The sequence below is a fragment of the Aminobacter sp. BA135 genome, from assembly GCF_050859125.1.
Classification (GTDB): Bacteria; Pseudomonadota; Alphaproteobacteria; order Rhizobiales; family Rhizobiaceae; genus Aminobacter; species Aminobacter ciceronei.
In genome coordinates this window covers 912,903-925,692 of record NZ_CP139572.1, presented here as the reverse complement: position 1 = coordinate 925,692, position 12,790 = coordinate 912,903, and the positions used below count along the sequence as shown (strand labels likewise).

At 64.7% G+C, this 12,790-nt stretch carries 13 protein-coding genes; 7 read left to right on the top strand and 6 right to left on the bottom strand.

The features are described 5' to 3' along the window. Positions 1-32 precede the first annotated feature (32 nt). Together SLT36_RS04460 and zapE are read left to right on the top strand one after the other, a co-directional pair. A complete protein-coding gene (locus SLT36_RS04460; RefSeq protein WP_067956044.1) occupies positions 33-578 on the top strand; it encodes a protease inhibitor Inh/omp19 family protein in 546 nt (181 codons plus the stop codon). A 23-nt stretch (positions 579-601) separates the two neighbouring features. Further along, entirely contained in the window at positions 602-1,789 is a 1,188-nt protein-coding gene (gene zapE, locus SLT36_RS04455) for a cell division protein ZapE (RefSeq protein ID WP_432286040.1), read from the top strand. Here zapE and SLT36_RS04450 read toward each other — a convergent pair. Next, complete coding sequence (locus SLT36_RS04450) at positions 1,775-2,500, bottom strand: ceramidase domain-containing protein (protein WP_432286039.1); 726 nt, start codon at positions 2,498-2,500, stop codon at positions 1,775-1,777. The two genes, zapE and SLT36_RS04450, sit on opposite strands and share 15 nt — an antisense overlap. 200 nt (positions 2,501-2,700) lie before the next feature. On the opposite strand from SLT36_RS04450, the gene SLT36_RS04445 reads away from it, so the two are divergent. The 4 genes from SLT36_RS04445 to SLT36_RS04430 all read left to right on the top strand — a co-directional run bounded on the left by SLT36_RS04445 (position 2,701) and on the right by SLT36_RS04430 (position 5,928). Beyond that, positions 2,701-3,477 (top strand): DUF1223 domain-containing protein, encoded by a 777-nt coding sequence (locus SLT36_RS04445; protein WP_432286038.1) that lies wholly within the window; start codon positions 2,701-2,703, stop codon positions 3,475-3,477. A gap of 373 nt (positions 3,478-3,850) precedes the next feature. After that, positions 3,851-4,237, top strand: a complete 387-nt coding sequence (locus tag SLT36_RS04440) for a DUF2794 domain-containing protein (protein ID WP_432286037.1) — start codon at positions 3,851-3,853, stop codon at positions 4,235-4,237. 150 nt (positions 4,238-4,387) lie between these two features. Beyond that, positions 4,388-4,906 (top strand): GNAT family N-acetyltransferase, encoded by a 519-nt coding sequence (locus SLT36_RS04435; protein WP_432286036.1) that lies wholly within the window; start codon positions 4,388-4,390, stop codon positions 4,904-4,906. Continuing rightward, positions 4,903-5,928, top strand: coding sequence for a histone deacetylase family protein (locus SLT36_RS04430; RefSeq protein WP_432286035.1), 1,026 nt, complete (start codon positions 4,903-4,905; stop codon positions 5,926-5,928). Before SLT36_RS04435 ends, SLT36_RS04430 begins: the two co-directional genes overlap by 4 nt. On the opposite strand, the gene SLT36_RS04425 is transcribed toward SLT36_RS04430, so the two are convergent. After that, positions 5,929-6,480, bottom strand: coding sequence for a DUF308 domain-containing protein (locus SLT36_RS04425; protein ID WP_432286033.1), 552 nt, complete (start codon positions 6,478-6,480; stop codon positions 5,929-5,931). It lies immediately after the preceding gene. Between the two features lie 234 nt (positions 6,481-6,714). Between SLT36_RS04425 and SLT36_RS04420 the strand changes: the two genes are divergently transcribed. Beyond that, positions 6,715-8,781, top strand: coding sequence for a putative bifunctional diguanylate cyclase/phosphodiesterase (locus SLT36_RS04420; protein WP_432286032.1), 2,067 nt, complete (start codon positions 6,715-6,717; stop codon positions 8,779-8,781). Between the two features lie 13 nt (positions 8,782-8,794). On the opposite strand, the gene SLT36_RS04415 is transcribed toward SLT36_RS04420, so the two are convergent. The 4 genes from SLT36_RS04415 to SLT36_RS04400 all read right to left on the bottom strand — a co-directional run bounded on the left by SLT36_RS04415 (position 8,795) and on the right by SLT36_RS04400 (position 12,790). After that, entirely contained in the window at positions 8,795-9,658 is an 864-nt protein-coding gene (locus tag SLT36_RS04415; protein ID WP_432286030.1) for an SDR family NAD(P)-dependent oxidoreductase, read from the bottom strand. A 37-nt stretch (positions 9,659-9,695) separates the two neighbouring features. Beyond that, entirely contained in the window at positions 9,696-10,139 is a 444-nt protein-coding gene (locus tag SLT36_RS04410) for a nuclear transport factor 2 family protein (protein WP_432286029.1), read from the bottom strand. Between the two features lie 21 nt (positions 10,140-10,160). Then, a complete protein-coding gene (locus SLT36_RS04405) occupies positions 10,161-11,066 on the bottom strand; it encodes an NAD-dependent epimerase/dehydratase family protein (protein WP_432286027.1) in 906 nt (301 codons plus the stop codon). Positions 11,067-11,143: 77 nt separating this feature from the next. Further along, entirely contained in the window at positions 11,144-12,790 is a 1,647-nt protein-coding gene (locus tag SLT36_RS04400; RefSeq protein ID WP_432286025.1) for a copper resistance protein CopC, read from the bottom strand.

Sequence of the window (12,790 nt, the reverse complement as noted above, 5' to 3'; positions counted from 1 at the left end):
CGCCCCCAGAACTGCCCCACGGAGGGAATGCAATGGCTTTTTCGAAAACCGGCCTGCTGGCCGCATCGCTGGTGGCGCTTCTGGCTGCAGCTGGCTGCAACAGCACGCGCCTTTCCTCGATGGACACCCAGCCGGCCCCGCTGCCCGCAGCGCCCGCAGGCACTGTCACCAGCGGCCAGCTGCCGCCGCCCTCGGCACCAGGTGCCGCCGCAGGTGCTTCGCAATTCCCGGCCGCGCCGGCACAGACCCAGGTCGCGGCCCTGCCCGCCGACGGTGGCGCTGCCGCCGCCAACGCACCCGACATCACCGCAACCAGCGTGGCTGGGGTGTGGAGCGCGTCGGTTTCCGGCCAGAGCTGCAAGGTGGCGACGCCGCAGACCAAGTTCGGCCAGGGCTTCCGCGCCGGCCCGCTGCGCTGCCCGGCACCCATCGACGGCGTCAAGTCGTGGAACGTCGCCGGCAAGCAGCTGACGCTGTTCGATGAAAGCGGCTCGCCGCTGGCCAGGCTCTATCAATCGGGCGAAGGCCGCTTCGACGGCCAGACCTCGAACGGCCTGCCGATTTCGCTGAACCGCTGACATCTCGGCAGCCAGAGTAAATCATGCACGTTCGTGACGGCCTGCAGACCCATGTGACCGTCAGGCAGCGTTATGACCACCTGGTCGAGAGCGGCAGCATCCGCAGCGACCAGGCCCAGCTTCCGATCGTCGCCGCACTGGACCGGCTGATCGACGAGATTTCCGAGAAGAGGCTGGCGCGCAAGTCGAGCGCGCTGGGTTGGCTGTTTGCCCGGCGCAAGCCGCAGCACGAACACGTCAAGGGTCTCTACGTCCATGGCGGCGTCGGCCGCGGCAAGACCATGCTGATGGACATGTTCTTCGAGCTGGTGCCGGTCAAGCACAAGCGTCGCGTCCATTTCAACGACTTCATGGCCGACGTGCACGACCGCATCCAGAGGCAGCGGGCGGCGCGCAAGAACGGCACCTCGCGCGATGACGACCCGATCCCGCCGGTGGCGGCGGCACTGGCCGAAGAGGCCTGGGTGCTGTGCTTCGACGAGTTCTCGGTCACCGACATCGCCGACGCGATGATCCTGTCGAGGCTGTTTTCGGCGCTGTTTGCCCTAGGCGTGGTGCTGGTCGCTACCTCCAACGTCGCGCCGCGCGATCTTTATCGCGACGGGCTCAACCGCCAACTGTTCCTGCCCTTCATCGGTATGCTCGAGCAGAACACCAACGTGCTCAACCTCGATGCCGACACCGATTACCGGCTGGAGAAGCTCGACCGCGTGCCTGTCTATATCAGCCCGCTCGGCGAGGCTGCCGACAAGGCGATGGACAAGGCCTGGGCCAGGATGACCCATGGGGCCGCTGCCGAAGCGGCCACCGTCGCGGTCAAGGGCCGCAAGGTCGCCGTGCCGGCGGCCGTTCCCGGCTGTGCGCGCTTCGGTTTCGCCGATCTGTGCGAAAAGCCGCTTGCGGCGCGCGACTATCTGGCGATCACCGTGCACTACAAGACCATTTTCGTCGACCATGTGCCGGTTCTGGCAGAAGCCAATCGCAACGAGGCCAAGCGCTTCATCCTCTTGGTCGACACGCTCTATGACCAGCAGATCAGGCTGGTGATCAGTGCCGCCGCCACGCCCGACAAGCTTTATGTCGGAAAGCGTGGACACGAGGCCTTCGAGTTCGACCGGACGTCGTCGCGGCTTATCGAAATGCAAGGCGCCGAATGGCTCGACGGCTGGGCCGAAAGGCACGCCGAGCCGGCAGCTTCACTGGCCGGGTAAGGCACCGTCCGCCGTCAAACGTGCTGGATTTTCATGACCTGCCCGCTCTGTACGTGGCCTGCCGTAGCGTGTCGTCGCGGCAAGCAGCACGCCGAGCATCAGCCCATCGAGCATATGCCACATGAAATGCGTGCCGATCGGCATGGCGTCGCAGACCAGCGGGTCCATGACCCGGCAGATGACGGCGCCGAGGAAGATGACAGCAGCGGCGATGTTGTACCAACCGGCGCGACTACCGCTGGCGATGACCACGCAGCCGAAGAAGATCAGCGCCAGGAACGGCGGCAGATAGCCGGTGGTGCCGTTGGAGGCGACCCGCAGCCAGTCCGGCACCATATAGGTGATGAAACCGACAGCGACGTAGAAGCCGAAGAAAATCGTCAGCGCTTTGGGCCATCCCATGCCGGCAAAGCGGCGCAGGTTGAACAGCGAATAGACCAGCGTGAAACCGGCGATCGGGACGATGTCGCCCCATTTGGTCGCCTGGTTGGCAAAGGTATGGAACAGCGTCGAGCCGATGCCGATCGCCACCACCCACCAGCCCAGCACCTCGGCGAACGTACCGGCATCGCGCCGCCGTGCCTCATAGACGCCCCACAGGCCGGCGAGGAAAAAGGCGAGATTGCTGACGGCATTGAACGGCTCTGCCCACAGACCGATGTCAGTCCGTTCGCAATAGAGATCGAGATGTTGGCTGAACTGTTGCAGCATCACCTTGCCTCGTCACGGCCCAATTCTAGCGCCAGCCGCCCGATTTCATAATGGTAATTTGTCCCAACAGCCTGACGCAGCGGAAACTTCACTTGTTGAAAATTTCACCGCAACGTGACTTCCCGTTGAATGGCGCTTCTGCCACATATTTCAGCAACTACAAAAAGGCCGGCTTCGCTGGCTGAGGATCTGGATCGGTCATGGAGTTTCGCAGATATTTTCGGCTGGCGGCCGTGGCGCTGGCCTTTGCCGGGTTTACCGGCGCAACGCATGCCGACTCGACAACCAAGGCACCCGTGCGCCCGCTCGGCGTCATCGAACTCTTCACCAGCCAGGGCTGCAACTCCTGCCCGCCGGCCGACGAACTGTTTGCCAAATTCGCCGCCCAGGACGACATGGTCGCGCTCGCCTATCACGTCACCTACTGGGATTATCTCGGCTGGCAGGACGAACTCGGCAGCAAGGACAACACCGAACGCCAATATGCCTATATGCGTGCCTTCGGCGCGCGCTCGGTCTACACACCCCAGGCCGTCATCAATGGCCGCACCCATGTAAATGGCGCCAAGAGCGAGGATGTGAACGGCGCACTCGCCAACCTCGCCGAGACCGGCCAGGGCATGAATGTCGACCTCAAGGTGACCGACAATGGCGACACCTTCACCATCGAGGTCGGCGCCGCCACCGGCCCGGCCAGCCCGGCCCATGTGGTGATCGTGCATTATCAGCCGCCGCAGGTCGTCGACCTGCAGAAGGGCGAAAACAAGGGCCGCAGCGTCACGTACTGGAATGCCGTCACCGACCTGCACACCGCCGGCATGTGGCACGGCCAGACGCAACGGTTCGAGCTGCCGAAGAGCGAAGTGGAAAAGAAGGGCGGCTGCGCCGTGCTGTTGCAGGCTGTCGGCAAGGATGGCGTGCCGGGCCCGATTCTCGGCGCGGCTGTCGTGCGCAAGCCGTCGAAGACGGCGCTGTAGACGCAAAAAAGCCGACGCAGGCTTGTGGCCAGACGTCGGCTTCAGATTTTGGGATCGTCGCCCTCGTCCTGAAAAGGAACCGAGGTTGGTTCGATCCGACTCTAGCCCGTGGGCGGGGGGCTTGGGGTTTACGAGCCGGTGCCGGACCGAACCGTCTCAGGCAACACGGGTAAATTCGTCGGACAATGGGGCGTCAGCGCGGATAAAAAACGGCAGGAATGTGGCGAGTCATCACCAATTCCGACAGTCTGTTTCGCAAACGTTACCGCTACGGCAAGCTACCTTACACTCTTCATACAGGTGTTACTTGTTGCATTTCGGGTGCGAATGCGCGATTCTTTAGCCGAGGTCATGTTCTGCAAGGGAACGATTGATGACTGATCGCGGTGCTGGGGTGGAGGATGGCGAGCCATCCGCGGTTTTGATCCCGCTCCATGAGGCCCGTCGGGAGCGACAAGAACTCCCGGTGGCATTCGAGAGACGGGAACTCGACCAGATTCTCAGGCTCTATGGACGCATGGTTGCCGCCAACGAGTGGCGCGACTACGCCATCGACCATCTCAGCGACCGCGCCGTATTTTCGGTATTTCGCCGCACCAGCGAAACGCCGCTGTTCCAGATCGTCAAGGATCCCAGGCTCGCCCGCAAGCAGGGCGCCTTCTCGGTCATCGCCGCCGGCGGCCTGATCCTCAAGCGCGGCCACGAATTGGCCCGTGTGCTCGGCGTCTTCGACAAGCGCCTGAAGGTGGTCGAAGCCTAAAGTCGTCTCGACCGGCGCGCCAAGCGCGAGTTTCTGCTATTTGCAGCGCATCGGGCCATGATGCCGCGATGCTTGCGCCAGAGACCGAATCCCGCTCCCCCGCCCTTTCCTCGATGCTATCAATTCCGCGACTGAATGCGGAACAAGCCGATGGGCACCAAGAAGACAGAACCAGCCGCCATTTTCATCCGGCCGGCAACCATTGACGATTCGCCGTTGCTGATGAAGGCGATCATCGGCCTTGCCGCGCATGTCGGTGAGGCTGACGGCATCGCCTGCACGGAAGACGACATCCGGCGTTTCGGCTTTGGCGAAAAGCCGGCCTTTGAAGCGGTCATCGCCGAGATCGACGGCGCTTTCGCCGGCATGTGCCTGTTCTTTCCGATCTTCTCGACCTGGTATTGTCGTCCGGGCGTCTTCGTGCAGGACCTGTTCGTCGACCAGCAGTTCCGCAGCTTCGGCATCGGCGAGCGGCTATTGCGCCATGTCGCCCGGCTTTGCCGTGACAGAGGCGGCGTCTACGTCAGGCTCGCGGTCGATGAGGACAATGCGCGGGCCCATCCCTTCTACACCAGGCTCGGCTTTGCCTGGACGAAGGACCAGAGGTCCTACATTGCCAGCGGACCGACATTCCAGGCGCTGAGCCAAACAACGGGGGAGCCGGAATGAAGACCTTCTATGCCGAGGAGCAGAAGCGGCACGACCCCAGGGCGTTCCTGTCGATGGGAATGCAAAAGCCCAATCCGGAACAGCCCGAACGCGTCGAGCGCCTGCTGGCGGGCTCCCGGGCGGCCGGCTCGACGATCCATCGCCCGGCCAGCTACGGCCTCACCCCGATCGCTGCGGTCCACACGCCCGAATACATCGAGTTCCTCACCCGCATCTTCGAGCGCTGGCAGCGCATGGAGGGCGCTTCCGCCGAGGTCATTCCCAACATCCATCCTTTTGCCCGCAACGGCAGCTACCCGGCGGGTGCGGCCGGCCAGGCCGGTTACCACATGGCCGACACCGCCTGCCCGATCTCGGCAGAGACCTTCGACAGCGCCTGCTGGAGCGCCTGGAGTGCCGTCGCCGCCACAGAGGCGGTGATGTCGGGTGAACCGGCGGCATACGCGCTGTGCCGCCCGCCCGGCCATCATGCCTTTGCAGACGTCGCCGGCGGCTTCTGCTTCTTCAACAATTCGGCCATCGCCGCGCAGAGGCTGCGGGCAACGGCCTCGCGCGTCGCCATCCTCGACGTCGACCTGCATCACGGCAATGGCACACAAGGCATCTTCTACGCCAGATCCGACGTGCTGACGGTGTCGCTGCATGCCGATCCGAGCCGCTTCTACCCGTTCTTCTGGGGCCATGCCGACGAGCGCGGCGAGGCTGCGGGTCTCGGCTACAACCTCAACCTGCCCTTGCCGCGCAAGTCTGGCGATGCCGAATTCCTGGAGGCACTCGACCTCGCCGTCAGCCGCATCCGGGCCTTCGCACCCGACGCGCTCGTCGTGGCGCTCGGGCTCGATGCTTTCGAAGGCGATCCGTTCGGCGGCCTGTCGGTGACGACGCCGGGTTTCGCGCGCATCGCCGAGGCGATAGCCCGGCTCCGCCTGCCGACTGTCATCGTCCAGGAGGGCGGCTATCTCTGTGACGCGCTTGGCGACAACCTGACCGCCTTCCTCACCGGTTTTTCCGGCCCGAACTAGTTAGCGCGCCGCGCGAATGCCCCAGGCGCGATAGAACAACAGCAGCGCATAGGCGAGCATCAGGATCATGGCGATGCGCAGCAGCGTTTCAGCGCTTGAAAGCGGCACGAACATCAGCGCCAGGCCAAAGGCGGCATAGACCGCGCCGCCGACAAGTGTCGGCCACAGCCGCGTCTGCCACTCGCTGTCGAGAAAGCTCGACGCCATCTCGATCAGGCCGACGAGCAGCGCCAAAAGGCCGACGATCCATGTCAGCGCCGACAAGGTGAAGATGCTGGTCAACAGGCCACTGGCGATAACGATCGCGCCCGCGGCAATCGACAACAGGTTGCGGACCAGACCGAGCGTCTGGCCGGTCGTGCGTGGCGGCGAGCGGTCGAGCGTCACCAGGCCCAAAATGCCGTCGACGAGCAGCAGCCCGCCACCGACCAGCACCAGCAACTGCACCGCCTGGGACGGATAGAAGAAGGCGACCAGCGCCGCCGCCGCAATCAGAACTCCCCGCAACGCCGTCAGCGTCGCGTCGAACCGCTTGGTCTTGCCGTCGGCCATGCCCTGCTCCTAAGACTGAGACAACCATTTGTCGAAGAAATGCGCGCGGTTCGCAACCGTGATGCTGTGAGAACCTTCCTGCGGCGGACAGCTCGCGGGCAGCGCGCACACCGCGACCAGATGCGCGTACCGCGTGAACAAAAGCCTGCTTAGATTAGGAATTTCTTTCATCTTTCGGGAGGAGACTTAGCCACGGCCTGACCAGACAGTCTTGGCGGGCATGGGGGCGTGGCAATGTTCAAGGTCATTTCCTGTCTTGCTTACGAGCATGACTATTCGTTCGTCGTGGTTGCCGCGATCGTCTGTATTGCCGGCGCGGCCATGACTATTCGGCTTTTCGAGCGTGCCTCTCGTCTCTCGGCCAGCGCCCGCTCCTCTTGGATCATGCTTTCCGGCATCGCCTGCGGTGCCGCGATCTGGACCACACATTTCGTTGCCATGCTTGGCTTCCAACTGCCATTCGAGGCAGCCTTCGACCCGCTTCTGACCATCGCCTCGCTGCTCATCGCCATCGCCTTCACCGCCGCCGGACTGCATCTTTCAGCGAGCCCGCCCAATGGACTGCCGGTCGAGACGGGCGGCGCGGTGATCGGCGCCGGTGTGGTTGCCATGCATTTCACCGGCATGCGCGGTTTCGAGATCGCCGGCCGCATCGAGTGGGATGCCGGTCTCGTCGAGGCCTCGATCCTGTTTGCCGTAGCCTTCGGCGCACTCGCCATGCATCTGGCGGCGCGGCAGCGCATTCGCTACGCCAAGCCGCTCTCGGTGCTGGCTCTCGTGCTTGCCATCTGCGCCATGCATTTCACTGCCATGGGCGCTGCCACCATTGTGCCCGATCCGTCGGTTCCGGTGCCGACAAAGGTGTTCTCGAGCGAATTCCTCGCCGTTCTGGTGCTCGCCACCATGGCAATCATCGCCGGGCTGACGCTTTACGTGATGGACGCCAAGTCGCAGCGCGAACTGGTCGACAGCTTCCGCCATGCCGCCCAGCACGACCCGCTGACCGGCCTGCCCAATCGCGCCTTCCTGTCCGACAACCTGCCCGGCATGCTCAAGCGCAGTGCTGCCGCCGGCAAGGAAGCCGCTGTCATCGTGGTCGACCTCGACCGCTTCAAGGAGATCAACGACGTCCACGGCCACCACGCCGGCGACCTGCTGTTGCAGACGGTCGCCAACCGGCTGAAGATCCTGACCGGCCCCGGTGAACTGGTGGCGCGCGTCGGCGGCGACGAGTTCATCGCCGTCAAGCAGGACATTTCGAGCAAGGAAGAGGTCGATCGCTTCGTCATCAGGCTGATTTCCGGTGTGCTCGACCCGATCCAGAACAAGTCCAAGACGTTGTCCGTCGGCGCCAGCATCGGCATCAGCCTGTTCCCGCACCACGCCAGCGACGCCGACGAGCTGATCGGCGCGGCCGACCTTGCCATGTACCGCGCCAAACGCGCCGTAACAGACAAGGTCTGCTACTACGACCGCTCGATGGACGAGGGCCGGCGCGAGCGCAGCGCGCTCGCCATGGAACTGCGTCACGCGCTGGAGCGCGACGAGTTCGAACTCTATTACCAGCCGCAGCTCGACATGAAGACCGGCGAGGTCACCGCCTATGAGGCGCTGCTGCGCTGGCATCATCGCGAACGGGGCATCGTGGCGCCGGAAGAATTCATCCCCATCGCCGAGGAGAATGGCTTGATCATCCCGATCGGCGAATGGGTGCTGAAGACCGCCTGCGCCGAGGTTGCCGGCTGGCGCAAGCCCTACAAGATCGCCGTCAACATCGCCGCCGCTCAGCTGGTGCAGGCCGACCTGACCAAGGTTGTGCATGAGACGCTGCTTTCGACCGGCCTTGCGGCCTCGCGGCTGGAGCTCGAGATCACCGAGGCCAGCATCATCGAGGACCGCGACCGCGCCCTGCACGTGGTGCGCCAGCTCAAGGCGCTCGGCGTGACCATCGCCATGGATGATTACGGCGTCGGCTATTCCTCGCTGTCGACGCTGCAGATCTTCCCCTTCGACAGGGTCAAGATCGACCGCTCCTTCGTCGAGGACGTCAGCAATGACAGCGCAGCCGCGGCGATCGTGCGGGCAACGATCCTGCTCGCCAACGACCTGCGCATCCCGGTTCTGGCCGAAGGCGTGGAAAAGCGGGAAAGCTTCGAGTTCCTGCGCGCCGAAGGCTGCACCGAGATGCAGGGCTTCCTGTTCGGCCGGCCATTGCCGCTGTCGGAGATTGCAAGCCTCGTCGGTCGCAACGAAGCTCCCGGCAACATGCGCTCGGAACTCCAGCGGTCGAGCGCTGCCTGAAGCCTGTCAGGCCTCAGCGCGCTTCCGGCCGTGGCGCGTAGCCGTCGGACTGGATGACAGGCAGGTGCGTCCAGGCGTCGTTGGTCATGCGCATCCAGGCACCGGCGGCAAGCGCGCCGCCATCGACAAGGATCGTCGTGCCCGACACCCAGCCTGACAGCGTGTCCGACGCCAAGAACAGCGCGGCACCCGCCGAATCCGAACCCTCGCCAAAGCGGCCGATGGGGAACCAGCGCTTGAGGTGCTCGAGGTTTTCCTTGGGCACGCGCGGCGTCGCCACGATCTGCGCCGAATTGGTGGTCTCGGGCGCAATGGCGTTGACGCGGATGCCATGCTGGCCAAGCTCGACGGCGAGGCTCTGGGTGAAGCCGGTGACCGCTGCCTTGAAGGCCGAATAGACAACCGTCATCGGGATGCCGCGGAAGGCCTCGATGGTCGAAACGTTGATGATGCTGCCGCCTTGCCCACTTGCCCGCATCAGCGGGATCGCCGCCTTACTGACATGGAACATATGCAGCAGATTGACGTGGTAGAGCGCGTTCCATTCGACCTCGGTCGACTGCTCGAACGGCGTCTTGAAGCCGAGATAGTCGCCGACATTGTTGACCACCACATCGAGCCGGCCGAAGCGGCCGCGCACCGCCTCGACAAGGCGCGCCACGTCATCCGCCTTGCGTACGTCGGCTTCGACGACGAGGTGATCGGGGCCCAGCGTCTCGCGAATCGATGTCACCCGAGCGGGGTCGATCTCGGCGACAGCAACCTTCATGCCGGCGCGCGCAAAGAGTTCGGCCGTGGCGCGGCCGATGCCAGCGCCGCCGCCGGTTACCAGCGCGACTTTGCCGGCGAGGCCAAGGATGGAGATTTCGTCGGGCATCTTGGTCTCCGCAGTCGATGGTTCCGGCACCGGCAGCTCAGCTCGCCGCGTCCTGCGCCTCATATGTGTGGGTGCCGACCACCACCAGCTCGCGGCGCGCAAGGCGCCATCCGTCAGGGGTGCGGACGAAGCGATCCTGGTAGCGGATGGTCATCTCGTAGCAGAGGTAGCGGCCGGCCGGATCGCGGAAATAGTGTCGTGCGATGCAGTATGTCTCGCCTTCGGCACCGCCCTCGACCGGCCTGACCGCCTGATTGAGCACGGCATGGAAGGTCTTGAGATAGCGGCCGGCGACCATCGCTGGAATGCCGCGCAGCTGGGCGAGACCCTCGAAGGTCCCACGCGGCGCGATGACCACGCCATCGGCGGTGAACTGCGCGGCGAGCAGGTCGCCATCGCCGGTGTCGACGGCATAGGCATAGCGCTCCGACACCCGCCGCAGCGCCACTTCCATCAGCAGATCCGCCTGATTGTCGGCCATGACGTCCTCCCCGGAGCAGCGCTACCGGCCCGAGACCTGCGCGAAGACCTCGCGCAGCGCCCGCTGCACGTCGTTGCGGCGATAGCCGAGCAGCTTGGTCTCCTCGGCCTCAGGCTCGTAGGCGAGGATATTGCCACGGCCCGGAACGATGAACATGTCGGGCAAAAGCGGGTGCTCCTCATTGCGCTCCTCGACCCGGTGCGGATTGCCGACGGCATCGAACAGCGACTGGAAATATTGCTGGAACGTCAGGTTCTCGTCGCCGACCAGATAGGCCTTGCCGCTCTCGGCGCGCTGGAAAGCTCCCCAGATGGCTTCCGCCAGCGACTGCACCGACATGTAGTTGGTGCCGCCGGGCGGCGCGAAGATCGGCATCTGCGTCTCGCCGCGCGCATAAGCCATCAGCGTCTCGTAGCGCTTGGTCGGCAGACCCTGGACATAGCCGACGATCGACGGCGGGTTGAGCGTCGAGACGTTGAAGTCAGCGGTCGCAAGCGCACGCACGCCTTCGTCGGCAAGGCTGCGGCCACGCACATAGGCGTTTGTCTCCACCAGATCCGGCATGACCTGGTGATAGTAGCTGCCGATGTGGACGACGCGACGGACGCCGGCCTTGCGCGCCAGTTCGACGAAGGTCGGCACGCCCTCGATCTGCATCTTGGTCCAGAACTCGTTCTCGTCGACGCCCTTGGGCAGGTGGCGGATGTCGTTGCCGGCGGCAAACAGGATGCCGTCGAATGGCGCGAGGTCGGCAGCCGAGAAATCACCCTTGGTGTAGTCGCCATAGATGGTCGGATAGGCCGCCATCGGGGTCGTCTCGGGTGCCGGCTTGCGTGCCGCCAGCACCACTTCGTTGCCTTGAGCCTTGAGGTAGGCGGCGGTGTGGCCGCCGATCATGCCCGTTCCGCCAATGATGAGGATTTTCATGCGCGCGCTCCCGGGCATCTGCAAAAAAGATGCCCGGACGATAGGCAGCGTTACGGGTGCGGCATCGTCCGTATCGACTACCAGCCGGTAGCAGGACGAATGGCGACCTCGCCGTCCAGAATGACCACCTGCCCTTCCGCCATGTCGATGTCGATGGCGACGGCCCATGTGCCCGGCGCGGGCAGGTCGAGGCTGTCGATTCGCCAGGTGCCGTCGCCGGGCTTGTAGGCGTTGGCCTCGATTTCGGTCGAGCCGGACCGGCTCAGCCGCAGCACGACGCCGCGCGCATCGAGCGGGCCAAAATCGCCAGTCATCACCATGATCGAGGCGCTGACAGCACCGGCATGGCCGGGGCTGAGGGCAAAGTCGGCCATGGCCTCCGGCGTATGGATGTGAATTGCTGCAGGCTCCGCCGCCTCGATGGCCAGAACGCGCGGTGGCGGCGTGAAGCGGAAGCCGGCGACGAGACCGAGGATCGCGACCATCAGCAGCGTCTCGACCAGGATGCTGCGCACCAGCAGGCGCTGTGCCCCACGCTGCTCGGCCAAGGCCGGTTTCGTCAGTTGCCAACGGTTGAAACCGGCGAGCGCAAACAGGGCGAAAGCCAGTACCAGCTTCGCCGACAGCAGCAGCCCGTATCCGGTATGCCAGAGCGCGGGAACTGCCTCGACCTGGATGACTGTCAGCACGAGACCGGCGGCGACCAACGCCGCAACCACATAGGGAATGGCCACCGAAAACCGTCGCAGCGCCAGCTCGGCGCTTTCTCCACCTTCGCGCCAGCAAAAGGCCAGCGGCAGCAACGCCCCGGCCCAGAAGGCGATGCCGGTCCCATGGACAAACACCATCGGACGCGTCAGCCATTGCGGGGCTGCGGCACTGGCATGGCCGCTCGCGGCCAAGGCGGTGCCGACCCCGACGAGGCCGGCAAGCGCCAGCCAACGGGCCAGGCTGGCATCGCTGGCGAGTGCCAGCAGCGCCAGCGACAGGGCGATGAAGGCGATCGCCGCCGTGAAGGCATAGCTGGTCGCAGCCGCCGCCTGCCAGCCCATGCCCTGACCGAACAATGCGAGCGGCGCGCCGAGCGCATCGAGCCCTTGCAGCCCGAACGAAACGGGTGCTGCGACAAGGCCCGCAACGAGCAGCGCGCCGACGACACCGACACCGAAGTGCTTGCCGGGCATGAGCCAGGCGAGCGCGAATGCGCCACCGACGCCAAGGAACAGGCCGAGATAGAGCACCAGCTTGGCGCTCCAGATGGCAAGTCGCAGCGACGTGTCGTTCAGCTCAGGTGCAGCGGGAGGCGTTACACTCGGATTGCCGACCGAAATGGACAACACGCCCGCCACAGGGTGCCCGTCGGAAGAGACGACGCGCCAGGACAAAAGGTAGGTGCCTTCAGCCTTCCAGTCCGGCCAGGCAATCGCCAGGTCGGCGCCATTTGCCTTGGCTGTCAGGCGCGTTTTGGTGCCGTCGGGCCCAATCAGCTCGGTGACCAGCGGCGTCACAGTCTCGCTGAAACCGAGCAAGAGCTCGGCGGGGGCTGCCTGCACCACCGCACCTTCGACAGGCGTCGAGCGCAGCAACGAGGCATGAGCACCTGCGACCGACGTCGTGCCCAGAAAGGCACTGGCGGCCATGATCAGGCCGCACAGGAAAACGAGCAGGCGCGCGCTGTCGCCGACGATGCCGCCCCCGGTCAGGCAAGGAAAGCGCGCGCCCAT